Origin of the sequence: Macrococcus animalis (assembly GCF_047425875.1) — a bacterium.
In the GTDB taxonomy this organism is placed as follows: Bacteria; Bacillota; Bacilli; order Staphylococcales; family Staphylococcaceae; genus Macrococcoides; species Macrococcoides animalis.
The window spans coordinates 1,591,087-1,604,945 of record NZ_CP179727.1; the positions used below are offsets into that span (position 1 = coordinate 1,591,087).

13 protein-coding genes are annotated in these 13,859 nt (G+C 35.0%); 9 read left to right on the top strand and 4 right to left on the bottom strand.

The annotated features are described in order from the left end of the window. Positions 1-96 precede the first annotated feature (96 nt). Genes ACMGE9_RS08320 through tatC form a run of 3 tightly spaced genes read left to right on the top strand, consistent with a single transcriptional unit; the run spans position 97 to position 1,758 of the window. Positions 97-729, top strand: coding sequence for a redox-sensing transcriptional repressor Rex (locus ACMGE9_RS08320; RefSeq protein WP_414042334.1), 633 nt, complete (start codon positions 97-99; stop codon positions 727-729). Between the two features lie 12 nt (positions 730-741). Next, a complete protein-coding gene (gene tatA, locus ACMGE9_RS08325; RefSeq protein WP_414042335.1) occupies positions 742-942 on the top strand; it encodes a twin-arginine translocase TatA/TatE family subunit in 201 nt (66 codons plus the stop codon). Between the two features lie 60 nt (positions 943-1,002). Continuing rightward, complete coding sequence (tatC, locus tag ACMGE9_RS08330; protein WP_414042336.1) at positions 1,003-1,758, top strand: twin-arginine translocase subunit TatC; 756 nt, start codon at positions 1,003-1,005, stop codon at positions 1,756-1,758. A 394-nt stretch (positions 1,759-2,152) separates the two neighbouring features. Here tatC and ACMGE9_RS08335 read toward each other — a convergent pair whose 3' ends face one another. Beyond that, on the bottom strand, positions 2,153-2,923 hold the full coding sequence (locus ACMGE9_RS08335; RefSeq protein ID WP_414042337.1) for a nuclease-related domain-containing protein: 771 nt from the start codon (positions 2,921-2,923) through the stop codon (positions 2,153-2,155). A 221-nt stretch (positions 2,924-3,144) separates the two neighbouring features. Between ACMGE9_RS08335 and ACMGE9_RS08340 the strand changes: the two genes are divergently transcribed. The 4 genes from ACMGE9_RS08340 (at position 3,145) to ACMGE9_RS08355 (ending at position 7,595) form a co-directional block, all read left to right on the top strand. After that, the gene (locus ACMGE9_RS08340; protein ID WP_414042338.1) at positions 3,145-4,119 is read left to right on the top strand and encodes a LacI family DNA-binding transcriptional regulator; all 975 of its coding nucleotides are present in this window, start codon (positions 3,145-3,147) and stop codon (positions 4,117-4,119) included. A 51-nt stretch (positions 4,120-4,170) separates the two neighbouring features. Continuing rightward, complete coding sequence (locus tag ACMGE9_RS08345) at positions 4,171-5,652, top strand: glycoside hydrolase family 32 protein (protein ID WP_414044479.1); 1,482 nt, start codon at positions 4,171-4,173, stop codon at positions 5,650-5,652. After that, entirely contained in the window at positions 5,649-6,599 is a 951-nt protein-coding gene (locus ACMGE9_RS08350; RefSeq protein WP_414042339.1) for a carbohydrate kinase family protein, read from the top strand. Before ACMGE9_RS08345 ends, ACMGE9_RS08350 begins: the two co-directional genes overlap by 4 nt. A 144-nt stretch (positions 6,600-6,743) precedes the next feature. Further along, a complete protein-coding gene (locus ACMGE9_RS08355) occupies positions 6,744-7,595 on the top strand; it encodes a MurR/RpiR family transcriptional regulator (RefSeq protein WP_414042340.1) in 852 nt (283 codons plus the stop codon). Between the two features lie 88 nt (positions 7,596-7,683). On the opposite strand, the gene ACMGE9_RS08360 is transcribed toward ACMGE9_RS08355, so the two are convergent. Beyond that, positions 7,684-8,307, bottom strand: a complete 624-nt coding sequence (locus ACMGE9_RS08360) for a nitroreductase family protein (protein WP_414042341.1) — start codon at positions 8,305-8,307, stop codon at positions 7,684-7,686. Positions 8,308-8,327: 20 nt separating this feature from the next. Continuing rightward, on the bottom strand, positions 8,328-9,179 hold the full coding sequence (locus ACMGE9_RS08365) for a VOC family protein (protein WP_414042342.1): 852 nt from the start codon (positions 9,177-9,179) through the stop codon (positions 8,328-8,330). A 218-nt stretch (positions 9,180-9,397) separates the two neighbouring features. On the opposite strand from ACMGE9_RS08365, the gene ACMGE9_RS08370 reads away from it, so the two are divergent. Beyond that, entirely contained in the window at positions 9,398-10,471 is a 1,074-nt protein-coding gene (locus ACMGE9_RS08370; protein ID WP_414042343.1) for a hypothetical protein, read from the top strand. Between the two features lie 52 nt (positions 10,472-10,523). On the opposite strand, the gene ACMGE9_RS08375 is transcribed toward ACMGE9_RS08370, so the two are convergent. Continuing rightward, entirely contained in the window at positions 10,524-12,218 is a 1,695-nt protein-coding gene (locus ACMGE9_RS08375; RefSeq protein ID WP_414042344.1) for a M3 family oligoendopeptidase, read from the bottom strand. 130 nt (positions 12,219-12,348) lie between these two features. Between ACMGE9_RS08375 and ACMGE9_RS08380 the strand changes: the two genes are divergently transcribed. Next, on the top strand, positions 12,349-13,791 hold the full coding sequence (locus tag ACMGE9_RS08380) for a phosphate--AMP phosphotransferase (protein WP_414042345.1): 1,443 nt from the start codon (positions 12,349-12,351) through the stop codon (positions 13,789-13,791). The last annotated feature ends 68 nt before the right edge of the window (positions 13,792-13,859 follow it).

The following is a 13,859-nucleotide window of genomic DNA, read 5'->3' on the forward strand; positions in this document are numbered from 1 at the left end:
TTTGTGAAATTTCACATAGTCATTTTAGATGTTAAATGATATAATCATTAGTGATGTGAAATGTATCACAAATAATTTAGTAAACGGGTGAATAGGATGTCAAAGGACGAAATAAAAATTCCTAAAGCCACATTAAAGAGACTTCCTTTATATTATCGTTTTGTTAATACATTATATAATTCGAATGTGGAAAGAGTCAGTAGTAAAGAGTTAAGCGAAGGCTTACAAATCGACTCAGCCACAATACGTAGAGATTTTTCTTATTTTGGTGAACTAGGGAAAAAGGGTTATGGTTACAACGTTAACTTTTTATTAAACTTTTTTAAGACAACTTTACAACAAGATATGATAACGAAAGTTGCGATCATCGGTGTCGGGAATTTAGGTACGGCTCTTGTGAATTATAATTTCTCAATTAATGATCGCATGAAGATTACAGCAGCTTTTGATACAAGTTCAAATTCTATTGGTAAGACGATTGGTAAGATTAAAGTTGAAGATATGAAAGATTTCGAAAAAATTGTTGATGAGACAGGAATCCAAGTTGTAATATTAACAGTACCAGGTGCAGTCGCTCAGGATGTGGCAAATAGAGTGACAAAAGCCCAAATAAAAGGTATATTAAACTTTACACCAGAACGTTTAACAGTGCCAAGTGGCTTTCACGTTCATCACATCGATTTAGGTGTCGAATTACAGTCACTTATATTCTTTATGAAAAATCATTAGGGGGTTAAATAGATGTTATTTATTAATACAGTTGGTTTAGCTTTATCTGGACCAGTAATCATTTTCTTAGGTATTATCGCATTAATTATTTTTGGACCTAAGAAGTTACCAGAATTTGGACGCGCAATGGGGACATCTTTAAAAGAATTCAAAGATGCAACGGATGGTATTATGAAAGACCATGACGATAAAGAGAATAAAGACGTAAAATAATTTAGAAATTCAAACGGCGACAATGTTTGCCGTTTTTTTATGAGGAGGTTCTTTCCTTAAATGAATAAAGATGATTTAACAGTAGTAGAGCATTTAGACGAACTGCGTAAGCGAATAATGGTGGTACTATATTGTTTAGTTGCAGGGACTGCAGTTGGTTTTTATTTTGGGAAACCCGTGACGAAGTTCTTGACGAAAGACGATGTACCAAAGGAAATTGAATTACATTACTTTAAAGTTAGTGATCCGTTAACGATTTATATTACTGTGATTATGATTATGGCGTTAATTATTATTTCGCCAGTGATTTTATATCAAGTTTGGGCGTTTATTTCTCCAGGATTGCATCCGAAAGAAAGACGTGCAACACTTTCGTATATTCCTATCAGCTTACTATTATTTTTAGCAGGACTTGCGTTTAGTTATTTGTATGTATTTCCTTATTTAATTTATTTTACGCTGGGACTTGCGAGCGAAATGGGCGTTAACCAGATGATTGGCGTACGGGAGTATTTCAATGAAATGCTAAGATTCACGATTCCATTCGGTTTCTTATTTCAATTGCCAATATTATTATTGTTCTTAACACGTCTTGGGATTGTTACTCCCATGTTTTTGAAGAAAAATCGTAAATATGCATATTTTGGCTTGTTTGTTGTGGCCGCATTAATCGCGCCACCAGATTTAATCACTTATTTCATGTTTGCTATGCCGATGATCTTGCTTTATGAGGTGAGTATTCAAATTAGTAAAATTGGTTATCGTCAATACTTAAAAGGCGAGCAACGCTTAATCGAACAAGAACTAGAGAACTAACCACTTTGGGATGAGTGGTTAGTTTTTTTGTTTGGTGCTGAGATTCTTTTTTTGGTAGGGCAAGAACTGGAACAAACTTTAACGATGTGCCCGAAGAGCTTCGAGTTAGGGCAATAATTAGGGTAATAACTGGAACAAATTGTCACGAAGTGCCCGAAGCCCTTCGAGTTAGGTCAAGAACTGGAACAAATTGTAATGAAGTGCCCGAAGTGTTTCGAGTTAGGGCAAGAACTGTAACAAATTGTAACGAAGTGCCCGAAGCCCTTCGAGGTGAGTCAAGAACTGTAATAAATTGTAACGAAGTGCCCGAAGCGCTTTGAGTTAGGGCAAGAACTGGAACAAACTGTAACGGTATGCCCGGAGCGCTTCGAGGTGAGGCAAGAAATGTAATAATTTATATCTTATATTCGCCCCGTTTTCCTGTACTTTTAAGATTATTTCTTAAAAATCTTGCTATCCTATAATTCCTCCCACTGCCTCCTGTCAGAAACTTTGTAAATTCACCAACTTTCACACGGTTCTCCATATGAATCGAACAAAATTCTATGAGTGCAACATACATTAAATCTTCGAACTTATAAATTTGACAACAGCATGGCATGCGGACTAATGTTCCGTATTCAACGTCATGTACTGTCCCGCACTTCGGACATTTCAAGCCGCTCTTAAAAGTGACATTACTCAAGTCAATATCTTGATCATAAATAGATTTATCTCGATGCGCTTTCGCCAATCCTTTCGCGACGTCATAATCGACTTCCATCACAGGATATATCTTTAGCTCATGAAAAAATCCTTCAAGATCCCCAATCTTCAACAATCTTTTATGTCTTCCGATATTTCTAAACGTCACATCTTTATTGACGAATACAAAATGACCCACGACTGAAAAATTCACACCAAAATGTTTCCATACGTATTGCTGTAGAAAATTTTCGGAGCGACCGATTTGCAAATCGGGGTGCTCAATCTCTTGATATCCATGATAGAACTTTCCCTCTTCATATCGTGTATCTTTCAAATAATACTTTGCATCCAAAATATAGATGCACTGATTGATAATCAACAGTGTATCAAATTGACGTTCGACTTTACCCTCTAATATACGAATATCTCGTAGTATTAGCGTATCACCAAAGTCTAACTTGTCCAACGATTGATCCATTAACTGCTCTCCATAAAAACCTAACAAAACTGAATCATAATCGGATAAATCTAAATTGCTGCGTGCTTTGAGGTGTTGTAACTGTAGTATTTTAACCGAGGTTTGTCGTTGCTTGATGTTCATCATTTCTCCTATAAATATATTCAAAATCATTACACTATCTTTATATCACGAATTTCTAAAACATGCTAAAATAAAGGCAATATGAAAGGGATGGCGTTATGAATAATATCTTAGACATTGCAAACCTTGCTGGTGTATCCAAAAGTACTGTATCACGGTATTTAAATGGTGGTTCTGTCAGCGATAAAACAAGACAAAAAATTGATAAAATCGTGCAAGAAACTGGTTATGCACCAAACCAGTTTGCACAAAGTTTAAAAGCGAAACGCACTAATATGATTGGTGTCATTGTGCCGCGATTAAATTCATTTGCTTCAAACGAGACATTGCTCGGGATTGAAACATATTTGCGCAAACAAAATTATCAAACATTAATCGCGAATACTGATTTATCAAATGAGTTAGAACTAAGCGCGATAAAAACATTCCATAAGAGTAAGGTTGACGGAATTATTTTGCTTGCAACAGAAGTGACAACAGCGCATATTGAACTTATTAAATCGATTAAAAAACCATTTCTATTAGTAGGACAGCAGCATGATCAAATTCATTCGATTATACAAAATGATTTTGAAGCGGGCATTGCAATGGGTCAATATTTTAGAAATCTAGAATTCAACAATATTGCATATCTCGGTGTGCCTGAAATAGATATTGCAGTCGGGAAAAAGAGAAAGCAAGGTGTGATGCAAGGTTATGCAAAGCCGATAGATATGTTCGAAACGACATTCAAATTACAAGATGCAACAGACGCTGCTTATAATTTAGTGAAACAATATAAAGCTATTATTTGCGCTACTGATAATATCGCACTCGGCGTACTAAAAGCTGCACAACAACAAGGTATTAATGTCCCTCAAGCATTATCTATCACGGGATTTGGTGGGTATGAAACGACATCGATTGTGACGCCAATGATTACAACGATTAGGTTTCCATATTTTCAAACGGGGGAACTTGCAGCATTATCAATGATTGAATTAATTGACGAAAAAGAAGTACCTCGCCTACAAGAAATGACATTTATATTAGACGAAAAAGAAAGCGTTGACAAAAATCAGATACAAGCATAAAATGACACTAAGAATAAATGGAACCGGTACCAAAAAAGGAGCGTAAAAATGATTGAATGGACTCGTGAAGAACGTTATCAAAGTTTAGAATCATACCCAAAAGTAGCATACGATGCATTACTAGAGCAAACAGCGGCATCACCCTACAGACAAAATTTTCATATTCAACCACCAACAGGACTATTAAATGACCCCAATGGATTTGCATATTTCAATGGACAATATCATTTATTTTATCAATGGTTTCCACTTGGACCAGTCCATGGTTTAAAGTACTGGTATCACACTGTAAGTGACGATTTAGCAACATTTAAAAACGCAGGTGTAGCGATTCGTCCAGATACAGAGTACGATAGTCACGGTGCTTATTCAGGTTCAGGTATTGTTGTAGAAGATACGTTAAAACTGATTTATACAGGGAATCATCGGACTGAAGATTGGGAACGAATTCCGTACCAAATGGTAGCGACAATGCACAAAGATGGCACGATTACAAAAGATGAAACACCGATTATCAATGGACCGCATGCAGGATTCACTGATCATTTTCGTGATCCAAAAGTATGGTATGAAAATGATTGTTATTATGCTGTGATTGGTGCACAACGATATGATGAAACAGGTACAATAGTCGTGTATCAATCGGAGGATTTAAAATCATGGTCATTTGTTTCAGAACTTAAAACAGAGTATACTGATTTCGGTTATATGTGGGAATGTCCAGATTACTTCGAATTAAATGGAAAAGATGTGCTACTTTTCTGTCCTCAAGGCATCGATAAATATGAAGACAAGTATTGGAATATATATCAATCTGGATATGTACTTGGTAGTTTAAACAAAGCAACATTCGAAATGACGCACGGTGAATTTATTGAGTTAGATCATGGATTTGACTTTTATGCACCACAAACGACACTTGACAAAGACGGTAATAGAATACTAGTAGGTTGGATGGGATTACCTGATACAGGGTATCCGACTGACAAGGAAGGGTGGGCACATTGCTTAACGATTCCACGTGTCCTTACTATTGAAGATGACAAATTACGTCAACGTCCAGTACCTTCTTTACAAAGTTTGCGTGGTGAAGTTGAAACGGCTGAAGGTTATGCTACAAAGAAGAACATCAAACTTCATCCATACGAAGGAACACAATATGAATTGATTGTAGATGTACTAGATAATGATTCAACAGAGTTTTATATTGAACTCCGTGTGTCTAAAAAAGAAAGTACCATGATTACGTATAATAAGGCAGAGCGTCGTGTAACATTAGACCGTTTCGATAGTGCTTTACTACCGGAAGGTGTGGATGGTTATAGCCGTTCGGTCGTCCTTGATGAGGCATTAACACAAATGCAAATATTCGTAGATACTTCATCAATTGAAATTTTCTTAAATGACGGAGAGAAAGTTATGACGACACGTATCTTCTCGTCACCAGAAGCAAAAGGGATTAGAACATCGACTGAATCTGGGCAAGTATACTTTAAATTTACGAAATATGAATTGAGAGGGGCAAATGAATGAACGCATTATACGCAATTGGCGAAGCATTGATTGATTTTATCCCACAGACTAAAGGTGTTAAATTAAAAGAAGTAAAGTCATTTGAAACGAAAGTAGGCGGTGCACCTGCAAACGTTGCAGCCAGTGTAGCAAAATTAGGTGGTAAATCACATTTGATTTCTCAACTCGGAATGGATGCATTTGGTGACCTAATTATAGAAACGCTTGAGCAAACAGGAGTAGATACGCAGTATATTTCAAGAACGACTGAGGCGAATACAGCCCTCGCTTTTGTAAGTTTAACGCTAGAAGGAGAGCGTGATTTTTCATTCTATAGAAATCCTTCTGCTGATATGTTAAGAACAGCTGCAAACTTACCAACGGATATCAACCCGACCGATATTATGCACTTTTCTTCGGTTGATTTAATTCCGTCAGAGATGAAAGAAACACACAGAGTATTGATAAATCAATTCCATGAAGCGAAAGGTTTAGTTATTTTTGATCCAAATTTAAGATTCCCATTGTGGCCGGATTTAGTGTTATTAAAGTCTACTGTACATGAATTTATGCCAAAAGCACATATATTAAAAATTTCTGATGAAGAATTAGAATTTATTACGGGCATTAATGATGTAGAAACTGCGATACAAAGTTTATTTGAAGGAAATACAGAAGCGATCATTTATACAGAAGGATCAAAAGGTGCAACAGTATATTTCAAAGATGGGAAAGTACATGTACCAGGTGAAGTCGTGACTGTGGAAGATACTACTGGAGCAGGTGATGCGTTTATTGGTGCTGTTATTTATCAACTATTAAACTCCAATCAACAACTTGAATACCTGAAAGAACATGCACATGATATTTTGTCTTTTGCGAACAAAGTGGGTGCGTATACAACAACTGGAAAAGGTGCAATTGAAAGTTTGCCGACTCTAAAGGAATTAAAGCTACGATTTTCTTAAAAATTGTAGTTTTTTTTTATAAAAATTTAAATATTTATTTAAATTTTACCCAATATATAGTATATAATATATATAAGTATTAATTTCTATTTAATATTATGTGATATTGTTTTATTTTTAATGAAAATATGGAGGTTATTAGCGATGTATTCCGTTTTAGGCCAGATTACACAAATGTATGACACATTCACACCCGTAGAAAAACGTATTGCAGATTTAATGATTGATCAGCCTGTAAAAGTAGTGAACTTACCGATTAAAGAGATAGCCAAAATGGCTGGCACAAGTGAAGCTGCTATCGTACGATTCAGCAAGCGCCTAGGACTCTCTGGCATTAAAGTTGTTAAAGTAGAACTTGCAAGAGAATTACATACGATTGACACAGAAAAAAAACCTTCAAAAATTGAATTTACTGATTCAGTTGAAGAATTAAAAGAAAAAGTGTTCAATAATTCAATTCAAGCGCTGTATAACACAGAAAAAATATTATCTCCAAAATTGATTGACGACGCAGCAAATGCAATTGTTAATGCAAAGCGTATGATGATTTTCGGTGTAGGCATTGCACATGTATTGGGAGAGGACTTTAAATTAAAACTTGGTCAAATTGATAAGTTAGTTCACTTAGTAAATGATTCTTATACTGCCGTATCGATGTTAGCAAATTTTGAAGCGGATGATATATTATTTGTAATTACTTCTACAGGTAGAAATAAAGAGATTATTGAAGTAATGAAGTATGCGAAGAAACAAAATATTACTATTATTTTATTAACTCAAAAAGTACCATCACCGGCCCTACGTATGTCTGATATTCCTCTTGCGATGGCGAAAGAAGAGAATGATGTGATGGTAGGAACAATGACAGCACGTATTGTAAAACTTGCAATCATTGATGCATTATTCTTAAGAATTTGTTCTATTCAAAGTGACCGAGTAATTAAAAGTTTAGTAAACGTTAACAATGCACATAAAGTAATCCAAGATGCACAATGATGTTAATTTTATCGTATAATTATTGTTTAATATAATATAAAAATCACTGGATTAATAATATAATCCAGTGATTTTTTGATATTTTATTTTACTTTTTTACAATGAATCTGTTTTCTACAGGTTGGAATTCTTTAGGTCCTGCTACAGAACCGATAGAACCGAATGGCATTTGTGCAACAAGTTCCCAGTTCGCTGGAATATCAAATTCTGAAACAACTTTTTCATCAATGACACCATTGTAATGTTGTAATGATGCGCCAAGTCCTTTGTTAGCAAAGGCTGTCCAAATTGCAAATTGGTGCATTGCATTCGATTGTTGCGCCCACACAGGGAAGTTATCTGCATATGCAGCAAATTTTTCTTGAAGTCCTTCTGTTACTTTTGTATCGATATAATAGAGTACTGTACCATAACCCGCTTTAAAGCTATTGATTTTTTGTTCTGTTTCACTAAAATCACGATCTGGACCCATTTTCTCTTTCAATACATCCTTAGTAATGTCCCATAATTTTTTATGTTCATCATTTAGTAATAATACAATGCGTGTACTTTGAGAGTTAAATGCAGAAGGGACGTGCTTTACGATATCTGCAATCATTACTTCAATATCATCGTCTGAAATAGGTGACTTTGGTTCAATGTGATAAATCGAGCGTCTATTTTCTATAGCCTCTTCGAAACTCTTTGCTAAATCTTTTTTAAATAAACTCATGTTTACTTCCTCCTTTAATATTAATTACCACGAATCATTAATCGAATACCAATGCCGTTTGGATCCTTTATAACCTCTGAATTCCCGTCTTGGAACAATTCTAACCCTTTTTCTTTTAATAATTTTTTGAAATATGCAACGTCTTCACTGTTCGGCATATGAATATCGAAACGTCGTAAGCCAGGTGCATCAATTTCAGGTTTCATAGTTTGTTGGTCCCAAGTGTTTAAACCTAAGTGATGATGATATCCTGCTGCTGATAAGAATGCTGCATCATTACCGTATTTAGTCATGATATCCATTCCAAAGAAATCTTCATAGAATGCAATTGATGATTGCAGGTCAATTACAGATAAATGCATATGACCCATTATCGTATTTGAATCTAATCCATGGAATGGTTCATTCTTATTCGCACTAAGTACGCCGTTATAATCCATCTCTTTTGTTCCCATAACGATGTCGCCGTTATCTTGATATTGCCATTCTGAAGAGGGGATATCACGATAAATTTCAATACCATTTCCTTCAGGATCCTGTAAATAAATAGCTTCTGAAACATCATGGTTACTTGCTCCAGAAAGTGGGTATTCAGTCTTTATAAGATGGAAAAAGATATTACCCAATGCCTCTCGTGAAGATACTAATAACGCAAAATGAAATAACCCCGCACTTTTTACACGTTCTTTATTCGTTTGATATAAATATATTAATGGGCGTGTGGCAGTACCAAGTACTGCGTATTCGCTACTTACTTCTAAAACATTCAATCCTAATATTTCATTGTAAAACTTTAAGCTGTTGTCCATAAAATTAACGTTTAAATGCACAGCACCAACGTGTGTGTCAGTTGAGAAGTATTTAGATTCCATAGTTGAAGAACTCCTAAGTATAATTTTTATATTCAATATATTAATTATATCATAGATAGATAAATCAATATATCAATTTAATCTTATTATAACTTTTTTTAAAAAGTGTTGCAGTTATATATACAATGTTAAATATATGTAACAAAGTGCTCATGAGATAGAAAATAATAATCTTGTCCTTTATAATGAAAGTAATTGTAAATTTGGAGGAATGTATAATGCGTAAATTAAAGCTACATACAATTGCTTTAACGACTGCCACTCTATCGTTAAGTCTATCTGCATTAGACATTAACTCGGTAGAAGCTAGTGAAACAACAGTTAAGCCAGCAAGCACTGTTGAAATTGTATCGACAGAAATGAATAAACCAACGACTGATTATAAATCTATTGAAAGACCATCAACTGAAGAAAGAACAAATGAAACACCTACAATAGAGAAGCAATCTGAAGAAATGAATGTTGTCGTTTCAAAGTCAACAGAAGAGATATCTGTAAAGACTACTGAAGAACCAGAAAAAGAACCGGTTAATGTTCCAGCAAAGCAAGAATATACGAAAACAAATACAGTACCATCAGTACAACCTATACAAAAATCAACATCGGTTGTAAACGTAGAACCGAAAACACCAGTGACGACTGAAATACCGAAGACAGTTGAAGAGCCAGTGATAACACCAAATACGCCGCCGTCTGAACCTATTACAACTGAACAACCACAAAAGCCAGTTAAACCAGTGGTAACATCTGAATTACCTCCAACCAATGAGGATACTATAGGTTCACAGCCGATACCTGTACCACCAAATGCGGGAGGCGGGGGTGGAGATTTTGGTAATGAGCCAGACCCTGTGACACCAGAGCCTATTAATCCGCCGCCGGTCGAACCACCTGAAGATACAAAGAGTGATAGAAATGGTAGTGAGAAATCCAGTGAAAAACCTGGTAAGTTCTCTCCTAGTAAAGGTGAGGCATATTATACTGCACTAGACAAACACGTTAGTGAACTTGTCACAGCCAAAATTGAAAAGTCACAGAACAAAGACGAACAAGTATCATTAAAAGAAACAGTTGATTCTGAAATAAGTAATAATAAAGATGAAAAAGTAACTAAAAAAGAGTCTAAGAAGCAAGAAAAAGTAACAACAGAACAATCTGACAATATAAAAGGTGAATCAAAAACACAAGAAGATAAGCTTAAAACCTTACCTGATACTGGTGAGGTAACGTCGCTTTTAGGGTATATTACTGCACTATTAATTGCTGGAACGTTACTTATGCGTAAAAAATAGTATAAAAGAATCTTGAGCAAAAATGCTCAAGATTCTTTTTTTCTTCTTTATCTTAAAATTTTGATGTATCGATGTTCTCTAAATATTTTTCTAAGAAATTCATAATTTCTTCTAGAGTACCATCTTTAAATGGTGATTGAAGTTGTGCTACCTCAACAATTTTGTTGAACGGTAATGACCCACCAATATCACAAATATGTAAGTAATCTTTCCAAGCTGCATCAAAGTCTTCTGTTGAACGTTTGAAGAATTGGAATGCGCATACTTGTGCTAATGTATAGTCAATGTAATAGAACGGTGATTCGAAGATATGACCTTGTCTATGCCACAAAGCACCATGAATTAAAGGTTCGATACCATCATAATCAGTATGTGGTAAATACTTTTGTTCCAAAGATGTCCAAGCTTTACGACGTTCTTCAGGTGATAATTCTGGGTTAGCATAAACAATATGTTGGAACTCATCTACTGCAACACCATATGGTAAGAATTGAATGGCATCTGCTAAATGTTTGTATATGAATTTTGCGGCATTATTAAAGAATAAATCCATCCATTTGTATGTTAAGAATTCCATACTCATAGAGTGAATTTCACATGATTCGTGTGTTGGCCATAAGTAATCCGGGACTTTATGGCCTCGTGAACGAAACACTTGGAAAGCATGACCTGCTTCGTGTGTTAATACGCGAATATCGCTATCTGTACCATTAAAGTTTGAGAAGATAAATGGTGATTTATAATCATCGATAAATGTACAGTAACCTCCAGCTTGTTTTCCCTTTTTGGCTTCAACATCAAATAATTCACGATCCATCATGAATGAATAGAACGCGTCTGTTTCTGCACTAAGTTCTTTATACATTTGTCGACCATTTTCTAAAATGGTATGCGCATCGTCTTTTGGTAGTTCATTACCATTAGTGAAAAGAATGGGTTCGTCATAAATTTTTAAATTGTCTATACCAATACGTTCCGCTTGTGCGCTATATAATTTTTGAGCAACAGGTACGACATATTTAGCAATTTGATCACGGTAAGTCTTAACCATATCAGGAGTATAGTCTACACGACGCATACGTACGTATCCAAGTTCAATAAAGTTGTCAAAACCGAGAGTTGTTGCAATTTCATGACGTACTTTTACTAGTCGATCATAGATATCATCATACTGGTTCATTAAACCTGCTCGGTAGTTTTGTATTGCAAGTGTCGCAGATTTACGTTCCTCACGTTCACTTGATTCCATGAATTTACCCATTTGAGCAAAAGTATACATATCTCCTTTGTATTCAATCTCAGCAGAAGCGACTAGCTTAGAATATTCTGAGGCGATTTTATTCTCTGTATTCAGCAACTCTTTAATTGACTCATCGAATTGTTTTACGTAAAGCTCAGCTAAATCAAATAACTGTTCTCCGTAGACTTCTTTTAATTCTGCTTTAAATTGGCTTCTGTTTAATGCATTGAAATAAAGTGATTCAAAATAAACAATTTCACCATTATTCTCATCGAAGAAATCACGTTCTTGTTCGTAGAACTCGTCTTTTGTGTTGATTGATGCGCGAATATAAGCTAAGTTCGACATTGAATCAATTTTATTACGGAGTACATTAATATCATCAATAACTTTAATTTGTTCTTCAACTGATTGGGCATTATCAAATGCTGTAAACAGTACATCAAACTGTGTTTTTGCATCGTTTAGGTCGGGTCTTACATATTTATAATCATTAAAAGTCGTCATGAAATTTTTCCCCATTCTCTATTGTCTAATTTTTCTTACTATTCTTATAATACTCTAATTCTGCTGGTTAAGAAATATATTTATTTTAGTTAAAATGGTATAATTAAGGCATGAGATTAGGGGGATGGACATGACAAAAATTGATGAAGCTTTAGCATTAAAAACAGCAGAACTTGTGAGACAGACTCACGAAGCAGGTATCCCGGTGATGGTAGTATTTGAAGGAATCCCAGCTTCAGGAAAATCAAGATTATCTAATGAATTATTATTAACGTTAGATGCGAAATATACGAACTTCTTTGCAACACAACGACCAGATTCAGAATTATTACGTTATCCATTTTTATATCCGTATTGGAAGAACATTCCGAATAAAGGAGGCGTAACATTATTCTTCAGAAGTTGGTATGCGCAGAAGTTAGACTTCGAAGTTCATGAATACAAAAAAGATATCATTAAAGATTATGATTTACTAACACAAGAAATCGTGGGATTTGAATCGATGCTTCAAGAAGATGGTTATATCATTATTAAATTTTATTTATCAGTTAATGAACAGAAACGTCTTGAACATATAAAAGAAACGAAGAAGAATCCATTGACACGTTGGAAAGCGCAAGAGTACGAAACTGGAATTCCAACGAAAGCGTATAAAGACGGTATGATTGATTTAATGAAAGCGACAGAAGAAATTTCACCATGGACACACATTGATTATACTGAACGTGGTAAAGCGACAAATGAAATGTATGAAACGATTATCAAACGGTTAGAAAAAGCATTAAAAGAAAAGAAAAAAGAAAAAGAAGATAGAAAAGTAGATGGAAAATTTTCTGAGGGATTCTCTACAGATATGTTTGATGATACTTCTGATGATATGTCAAAAGCAGAATACAAAGAATTATTACCAAAATTACAAAATAGAATTCGTGAATTACAATATGCATTATATGAAAAGAAAATTCCGCTTATGCTTGTTTATGAAGGAATGGATGCTGCTGGTAAAGGTGGTAACATTAAACGTGTACGTGAAAGTCTAGATCCAACAGGTTACGAAGTGAATGCGATTAGTGCACCAACAGAAACGGAATTAAGTTACCATTATTTATGGCGCTTCGCAACGGATGTTCCACGTTCAGGACATATTGAAATGTTCGATAGAAGTTGGTATGGCCGTGTATTAGTAGAACGTGTTGAGGGATTTGCATCAACTAATGAATGGGAACGCGCTTATGATGAAATTAATAAGTTTGAACGTGCATTGTCAATTGAAGGTGCAATTGTAATTAAGTTCTTCTTGGTGTTAGATAAAGAAGAACAGTTGAAGCGTTTTGAGGAAAGACAAGTAACACCAGAGAAACAATGGAAGATTACTGATGAAGACTGGCGTAATCGTGAGAAGTGGGATCTGTATCTTGAAGCGAGTAAAGATATGATTGATAAGACCTCAACAGATGATGCACCATGGGTTATTATTCCAGCGAATAATAAACGTGCAGCGCGTATTAAAGCATTAAAGACAATTATTACGGCATGTGAAGAAAGATTATGGGGCGTTAAGAAACTTTGGTAAAATGAATATAGATAAGAAAACACCGGGTCGTCGAATTATAGAATAATTCGATTACTCGGTGTTTCTTT

Excerpts from the sequence above, each read along its gene's own strand:
- ACMGE9_RS08320 (WP_414042334.1), top strand. The coding sequence starts at position 97 with ATGTCAAAGGACGAAATAAAAATTCCTAAAGCCACATTAAAGAGACTT.
- ACMGE9_RS08350 (WP_414042339.1), top strand. The coding sequence starts at position 5,649 with ATGAACGCATTATACGCAATTGGCGAAGCATTGATTGATTTTATCCCA.
- ACMGE9_RS08370 (WP_414042343.1), top strand. The coding sequence starts at position 9,398 with ATGCGTAAATTAAAGCTACATACAATTGCTTTAACGACTGCCACTCTA.
- ACMGE9_RS08365 (WP_414042342.1), bottom strand. The coding sequence starts at position 9,179 with ATGGAATCTAAATACTTCTCAACTGACACACACGTTGGTGCTGTGCAT.
- tatA (WP_414042335.1), top strand. The coding sequence starts at position 742 with ATGTTATTTATTAATACAGTTGGTTTAGCTTTATCTGGACCAGTAATC.
- ACMGE9_RS08355 (WP_414042340.1), top strand. The coding sequence starts at position 6,744 with ATGTATTCCGTTTTAGGCCAGATTACACAAATGTATGACACATTCACA.
- ACMGE9_RS08335 (WP_414042337.1), bottom strand. The coding sequence starts at position 2,923 with ATGGATCAATCGTTGGACAAGTTAGACTTTGGTGATACGCTAATACTA.
- tatC (WP_414042336.1), top strand. The coding sequence starts at position 1,003 with ATGAATAAAGATGATTTAACAGTAGTAGAGCATTTAGACGAACTGCGT.
- ACMGE9_RS08360 (WP_414042341.1), bottom strand. The coding sequence starts at position 8,307 with ATGAGTTTATTTAAAAAAGATTTAGCAAAGAGTTTCGAAGAGGCTATA.
- ACMGE9_RS08380 (WP_414042345.1), top strand. The coding sequence starts at position 12,349 with ATGACAAAAATTGATGAAGCTTTAGCATTAAAAACAGCAGAACTTGTG.
- ACMGE9_RS08375 (WP_414042344.1), bottom strand. The coding sequence starts at position 12,218 with ATGACGACTTTTAATGATTATAAATATGTAAGACCCGACCTAAACGAT.
- ACMGE9_RS08340 (WP_414042338.1), top strand. The coding sequence starts at position 3,145 with ATGAATAATATCTTAGACATTGCAAACCTTGCTGGTGTATCCAAAAGT.